We start from the raw sequence: 7162 nt of genomic DNA on the forward strand, positions 1-7162 counted from the left end.
CATCTCAGTTCAAAGTGATGACTTTGGCAGGCGCGAACGTCTCGTATCGTTTGACACCCGTGACCAGCCCCTTCCCGAAGGTCGGTGACCCCACAGCTCCTTTTAGCCAACATTCCTTTTTCGGCTTAATGTAAGTGAAAGCTACGCACTGACTGTTATCGATACAGGCAAGGCGACACGCGAGAGGGGTTTTTGCTGCCGCGTGAGGCCGACGCGATAAATCCCCACCGGGCAGATCGATATCATCGAAAAGCGCCTTGGCCGGATCAATCATGCCAAGAGAAAATGGGGCAGGATCAGAATCGGCTCCGCTAAGGAAGCGGCCTGAGAACGCTACGCTGTTTCCATCGGCTCGCCCCTCGCTTGCTTTCAAGAAACAATTTGGTCCTTTTTTGATCCTCGGATTGGTATTGAACGTAAATGCCTTACACTGCCCATTCATTGCGAGACAGCTTTTGGCACACGCCGCAGCATCATCCACGCGAATGGTCGATATATCCTCCCCGAAGAGATCCAGCCCCGTATACAGAGCGATTCTGTTCGGCCGCTTGGTGAATTCTTCCAACGGTGAGAGCTTCGCTACAGATTCGGTTTCAACGGTGGGCTGCGAAACCGGAGCAGCGGTTGAAACACCAGCTACAGTTTTCTCAGTTTCCTTTACATTCTCATTTTTTTCAGTGGGAACAGCACTTGCCACCGGTGTATTAACTACTGCTTGTTCCTCACCAGACCGATTGAGCTTGTATCGTTCAATTTCTTCGTGACTGAATACATGCATGTCGTCAGGGCGCGTCTTGAACATGACCTGCATAACTTCCGGCGGAGTGTCAAACCTGCTTAGCACTTCAATTATGTCGGAGATCGCCAATTGAGCGCCCACGAGGTCTGGTGAATCGGAGGATATCTGATGCACACCGAGCGCACCGTCTACCTTTCGTTCCTTGCCAGCCAAGAAAATATAGGAACATGCGGAATAGCATTTGCTTGTTTTTGGGATATAAGTCGTCAAACCCCGTTGATTTATATCGTCAGCAATCAACAGCCCGGCTTGAACATTGCCACCACCGCTATTTAATGTGATTAACTTCGCTTGTGGTGCTGCACGAAGGGCTCTACGAAAATCTAAAGCCGTGCCCTGTTCAACAAGACCATTCATCGCAATGACGTCTGGCTTGGCGTCATCAATAGAAAACGGCCCAAATGTCTTTTCGGCGGCCGAGACTGTTGTGCTCGTCATGGCCGAAAACAACCAAACAATGCCCGCAAAGGCGTAACAGAACGACTTACGCATAACCCCACCCCAATACCTGAGCTATGTAACAACAGGCGCGCCAAGCTGACAAGGATACATTGTATTCTGGCCGCGCTTTAAGCCGAGACAAACAGCCATGCTGGAATGGTCCTTGGCTCCAACGCTGGGCATCCTAAGCGTGATCTCCATCGGGGATCACGCTTGAGGCGCGATAATGGGCATTTCAATTTATCCGATCAGCTAACGTTGCTCGCCAAGCCGACGTTTGTTCTTTACATATTTGAAGTCAAAACTGCTTTCAAAATGAGAACGCCATGACCGAATACCTGTATTCAAACTCAGACACACCAGCTCAGTCGAATCCAGAGGACGATTCGGTCTTTGGAGATCTCAACCACCTTCAAAATTTGATGAGTGGCCTTGATGATCGAGGCCTTGCAATCGCTCTAGCAGCATTCGCCGAAGATTCACTTGGAACTCTGCTAAAGTCTTTTTTGGTTCAATCTGATGCTACAAGCAGATTAATTGATGGTTTCAATGCACCTCTTGGAACATTTTCTGCTCGAATTAAGGCCGCCTTTGGGCTTGGTTTAATAAATAAAAACCAGTTTTCTGACTTGGAACGCTTAAGAAAGATTAGAAACTACTTCTCTCATACGTGGAAACCTGCCTCTATAAATGATGAAGAAGTATATAAACTTATAAATGGACTAAATTTCAGCAGATTAAGCTACAAATACCCAGAGAATCTCACTTCTAAATTGAGAGAATCAGGACATTGTTTACTATTAGAAATACATGTCACCGAATCGCAAATTAATAAAAATAATAAGAGATTGAAAACGATAGGAAGCGATATACTACCTCTTATATCTGGGTCACCCCTAGAGAAATTCACGAGAATTAGGGATATATACTATAATCTGACTAAAGAATTAGGAACGGCGAAAGATGATAAAAAGCGCTTCTGTGAAGACCAGCTGAGCGCTTTAAAGGTGGTTTTTGGATTAGGATATTACAGAGAGTCTGAATTCGCTAACATTGTTCACGAAAAAGATGATAAATTATTGGAATTACTTAAGTAATCACTAAAATTAACTCCTTCACCGGGACAATCCTTGGCTCCCCATCCGGGGCGTCCTACGCGTGATCTTCAATATCTATTGGAGATCACATGGCAACGATCCGCAAGCTCAGAGGCCGCTGGCAAGCGCAGGTGCGCAGACGCGGTATGAAACCGCGCTGCAAATCATTCGATAGCAAAACAGAAGCAGAGAAGTGGGCGCGTGATCTGGAGAGCCAGGTCGACAAGTTCGGCGCTGCGCCAGACACGCGCATTCTCGAAAGCACGACGCTCGGGTCTTTGTTAAAGCGATATGCCGATGAGGTATCGCCGTCGAAACGTGGATCCGCTCAAGAGATACAGCGCCTTGACGTGCTTCAGCGTCATGATCTCGCTTACCGGACGCTGGTCGGCTTGTCGCAGCAAGATATTGCATCGTTCCGCGACGAACGCCTGAAAACCGTCAAGCCTGCGACGGCTGTTCGAGAGCTTGCGATCCTGAGCCACGTTCTTGACGTCGCCATGCGCGACTGGGGTTATCCCCTCGCCCAGAATGTCGTGAAGATGGTGCGCCGCCCGACGATTAACAATAGCCGGTCTCGTCGCCTGACTGCTTCAGAGGAACAACGCATTCTCGACGCCTGTGGCGATGGCAAAGTGGAATGCTTCCGAACGCTGGTCGTTCTGGCAATCGAGACCGGGATGCGCCGTGGCGAGATTCTTGGCTTGAAATGGACGGACATCTCACATAACCGGCGCGTGATTTCCTTGGCGCTGACCAAAAACGGCACCAGCCGCGAGGTTCCCCTGTCTCAGCGAGCATATGAAGCGCTTATGATGCTGAAGCAGAATGGGAACATAGATCAATCTACGCCTTTTGCGATGACCACGTCCGCCTTCGAGCAGACATGGCGCCGTGTTCTGAAGCGCGCCAATGTCCGCGACCTAAAATTCCACGACCTTCGCCACGAAGCCGTCAGTCGCTTCTTTGAGCTTGGTCTGAACATCATCGAGGTCAGCACGATTAGCGGGCATAAGGAGTTATCCATGCTGAAACGCTACACACATCTGAACGCCGAAAGCCTCGTTTCGCGCTTGGGGTGATGCCTCTTCGGTGTCACCGACTTGCGCAAACTTTACATTTTGCCTTGCGGGACGCTGATTGTGTCAAGTTCCGACGCTGGACAACGCCGAAGATACATATCTTTGGTTGTATTTTGACAAGATTCAAGACCGCAATCGTTGCGGAAACCTGACGAAACTTGCGCTAACTTTACGTTAACTTGACAAAAATCAGGGATTTCAGCTTTTTCAGCCGAACTGTCAACTTTCCGAAACCCGCATGGGTTGTATCTTTACGCTTGCAATCCCATTCAGGTAGATTGATCTACGTTACCACCCGATACTGCGTGTCCACCGGAAGCGGACGCACCCACCGAGCAAGACGGACCCCTTGCGGACCAACGCCGAAAACATTTCCGCAACGTCCTCGGCACATGACCACCGCATAACAATTCTCAGCACGACGGCATGAGATAATTGGACCGCGGCGTCATCGTCGAACTGAGAAAATTGGTTGTTCTGGTGATCGTTCGCCAACACCGGACGATGTTTCGGAACGCGCCGTCCTTTTGTTCGCAGCCGTCCGGCGGTCTGGAGCCTCCTGTCCTGTCATGCCAGCTATCACCAGTTGAGCGGACAACCGCACAGCTGTGAGAGCGAAGTCCTAGAAAAACGCAAGCTCTGCGATGGGGATGCTTTCCGCGTCGGCAGCGATCCGGCTGTTGGAACCTCCCATGCCAAAATCGATAGGGAAGCTAGCTGGCGAGCGCCAGTAAGTTTCCAGTCCGTCGAGCAGAATGTGCGACAAAGCCAGCCGGTGCGAATCCTCGAGTTAGAGGGAATGCATCGCTCGCGACCTGCTGCGGTTCCATGACGTCCTAGCTATACGCTGAGGGGAGGAACCCGCTTCCTCGAAACCCAACTGAGTTGATGGTCAAGCGACCGAGGAGCAGAACATGATCCCCTATAGCCCTTCTACCCAGCGCCGCCTTGATGACACCGTTGAAGCCATGCGACTGTTGCAGCCTAAAGTGCTCGCACATGAGCGGCAAGTTGCGCATAAGAAATGGTATGGATATCGCTTCATGACGCCGCTGGCCGCAACCCGGTATTTCGCCACGCTCTATCGAGAGGGCTTCAAGTCGTATGTCCGCCGTCACAAGGACCGTGAAGAAGCCGAGCGATGCCACGGCCTAACGCCCGGCATTTTCCAAAAGCCCAGCGGATCTCTCACTCAGCTTTGGAAAGCACGTCAACGCGCTGACGAACTCGGCCTACCGTATGAACTACTAATTGAATTCGGCTTTGAATTCGCGAGCCGTCGTATATGGAAACACATTCCGAACCCGGTGCAGCTTTTTGGCAGCAAAAACTCAAGTGTGGCGTGGCCGATCGAATTCGAGAAATTCATGAAAGAACGTATGCCGCTTTTTGCCCAGCGCTTTTCTGGCTTGCCTCAGTATCGCACAGAGAACTATCGCGGCTTTCCAGTGCAAGATGAGTTTCGCGCGTATCTGATCGGCCACATTGAGAAATCTGAACGAGGATGGCAACAGCGGCTAGAAGGACCAACGGTCCGCACTCGCCATTTACCGTTGTTAATTGGTCTTCGCCTCGCTCCGAAAGATCGGCGCCGCCGGATCATTCAGGATATGAAGGAAGACGTCCGCAACAGCTTGATCGTGCCGGAGCCTGTCGAGAAGCTTCCCTTGATCGCGTTCGCACCGGCATGTTTTGGAATGCCTGTGGCGAAGAAGGGGGCAAACACCTCAAACTGTGCGTCATGCCCGTTCGCGGAAAAGTGCGATCATTTCTCTGATGTTGCCGGGGTTGAATTGCTCAGGCGTCACCCAGCAGAATGCGCCGAGCGTGCGGAAAAGAGGAGGCAGCAACTGGAGGGTCAACGCCGGAGGACGGCAAACTGCCGGAAGCGTAAAGAGGAATCATTAAAGATGTCCGCTGCCGCGTGAATCGAGCCGCAGGCATGAATTCTGTAACGCTTTTCCTATTTAATGTTAATAATTATAGAGAGAGTATGTAATAACTTAGGGGAGGAGTTACATAAATCCTTGAATAAAGTCTCCGGGAGGCAGTTACGCGAGACCAAACAATAAAGAAGTAGAGGCTCCGGTTCGGTGTTTCTTTGGGACTTGCTTGATTGAAAGTCCCTCTCCATCCCGGTTCGGCGCCTTCAATAGCATCGCGAGCGTCTAAGGAGAATCTGTTGGTCTCCAGCGAATCTCGTCCCGGTGCGCTGGTTCACCTTCTCTTGGCACTCATTGTATCAACCAAGCCAAGGCCGCTCCGGGTCTTTCGGATTGGCGACGAAGTCGGTTCCGGTCAGACGCTGTCGAGCGCGAGCGCTGGCTGCTCCAGCGGACTTCTGTGCTGGTGATAGCGCGGCGATAACGATCAATGCCACGAGGCTGAACAGAAACCCCAGCGCGAACCAGCCCAGCGGGTCGCGTTTCTTATTGGCTGCGATGATCGCACAGCCTCCGCCGAATACCACGCCAGATGCGAAGATTACTCCCCAGAAGCCCATAATTCCCCCTTCGATCAGATGACCCGAGGGAACGAAAGGGAACCTTTGTCCGATAGACGATCCGAGCAGGAACTGAACTGGTCGCGTATTGGGTTTTCAAAGGCTTCCGGTTCTGTCCCATTTTAAGCCCGACAGAGCGAAAAGGTTCCTTTATGTCAATTACTTAGGTGATATCGTAGTAAGAGAAATGTGCAATGAGACTGGTCGGTTACGCACGGGTTTCGACGGTTGAACAAAACCTCGATCTTCAGATTGCAGCATTGAAGTCTGCAGGATGCACAGAAGTCCTTACCGACCAAGGTTTGTCTGGCGCCGACTTTCAACGACCGGGTCTGAGAAAAGCTCTGCGGCATCTGAAAAGCGGTGACATGCTCGTAGTCTGGCGGCTCGACCGTCTTGGACGTTCGCTGGTCGATCTGATCCAGACCGTCAATGGGCTTTCCAATCGAGGCTGCGAGTTCCGGTCGCTTACAGAGAGCATAGACACCTCGTCGTCAGGAGGGCGACTGGTCTTTCACATGATGGGCGCAATGGCAGAATTCGAGAGAGCAATTATCAGCGAGCGCACCAAAGCAGGTATGGAAGCGGCGAGGAGTCGTGGTTCTCGGATAGGTCGGCGCCCCTCTATGTCGCCGGAGCAGATCAACTCTGCTCGTCGCGCAATTGAGCTGGAACAGCGTCCCTTCGCAGAAATTGCGGCCAGCTACGGCGTTCATCCCAAAACCCTCGCTCGGCTCTTGCGCGATGTGGCTAAACCTTAGCATTTGGGGCCAGCCATTTTTCCAAAGCAGCATCATGCCCTGAGGTGCACCCCGAATTTGGACCACGGAGAGCTGGAATTTTCCGGGTTTATGGCTCAAAGCGGCGGGGATGCCGCTGAGCCATTCATAAGCGAAATCGGCACCTTATTGCCAATGGCGCTATGTGGCCGGAATTCGTTATAGTCTCTACGCCAATCCTCCATCTTAATGCGGGCGTCGTCAAGGCTCATGAACCAATGGGCGTTCAGGCACTCGGCTCTGAACTTGCCATTGAAGCTCTCGATGTAGCTGTTATCGGTCGGCTTGCCGGGCCGGGAGAAGTCGAGCACCACCCCCTTATGGTAAGCCCATAAATCCAGGTCACGAGAGATAAATTCGCTGCCATTATCCACACGAATAACCGCAGGATAACCGACCTGACGACATATCCGTTCCAGGGTCTGCACCACATCCTCACCACGATAACTGAAGCGGGCATC

Annotated in this window: 7 protein-coding genes; 4 read left to right on the forward strand and 3 right to left on the reverse strand. The window is 51.7% G+C overall.

Translation table 11 applies throughout. The features are described from left to right. Positions 1-4: 4 nt before the first annotated feature. Positions 5-1291, reverse strand: a complete 1287-nt coding sequence (locus FHW03_RS17440; RefSeq protein WP_377515090.1) for a PAN domain-containing protein — start codon at positions 1289-1291, stop codon at positions 5-7. Positions 1292-1566: 275 nt separating this feature from the next. Between FHW03_RS17440 and FHW03_RS17445 the strand changes: the two genes are divergently transcribed. The 3 genes from FHW03_RS17445 (at position 1567) to FHW03_RS17455 (ending at position 5347) form a co-directional block, all read left to right on the forward strand. Further along, on the forward strand, positions 1567-2337 hold the full coding sequence (locus FHW03_RS17445) for an MltR family transcriptional regulator (protein WP_210277315.1): 771 nt from the start codon (positions 1567-1569) through the stop codon (positions 2335-2337). Positions 2338-2426: 89 nt separating this feature from the next. Further along, the gene (locus tag FHW03_RS17450) at positions 2427-3419 is read left to right on the forward strand and encodes a site-specific integrase (RefSeq protein WP_182521766.1); all 993 of its coding nucleotides are present in this window, start codon (positions 2427-2429) and stop codon (positions 3417-3419) included. A 914-nt stretch (positions 3420-4333) separates the two neighbouring features. Beyond that, complete coding sequence (locus FHW03_RS17455) at positions 4334-5347, forward strand: hypothetical protein (RefSeq protein ID WP_182521767.1); 1014 nt, start codon at positions 4334-4336, stop codon at positions 5345-5347. Between the two features lie 314 nt (positions 5348-5661). Here FHW03_RS17455 and FHW03_RS17460 read toward each other — a convergent pair whose 3' ends face one another. After that, the gene (locus FHW03_RS17460; RefSeq protein ID WP_182521768.1) at positions 5662-5922 is read right to left on the reverse strand and encodes a hypothetical protein; all 261 of its coding nucleotides are present in this window, start codon (positions 5920-5922) and stop codon (positions 5662-5664) included. Positions 5923-6116: 194 nt separating this feature from the next. Here FHW03_RS17460 and FHW03_RS17465 point away from each other — a divergent pair, with 194 nt between their 5' ends. Continuing rightward, entirely contained in the window at positions 6117-6683 is a 567-nt protein-coding gene (locus FHW03_RS17465) for a recombinase family protein (protein WP_182521769.1), read from the forward strand. Positions 6684-6778: 95 nt separating this feature from the next. On the opposite strand, the gene FHW03_RS17470 is transcribed toward FHW03_RS17465, so the two are convergent. Further along, a partial coding sequence (locus FHW03_RS17470) for an integrase core domain-containing protein (protein ID WP_182521770.1) occupies positions 6779-7162 on the reverse strand: 384 nt, incomplete at its 5' end.

Origin of the sequence: Ochrobactrum sp. RH2CCR150 (genome assembly GCA_014138095.1) — a bacterium.
In the GTDB taxonomy this organism is placed as follows: Bacteria; Pseudomonadota; Alphaproteobacteria; order Rhizobiales; family Rhizobiaceae; genus Brucella; species Brucella gambitense.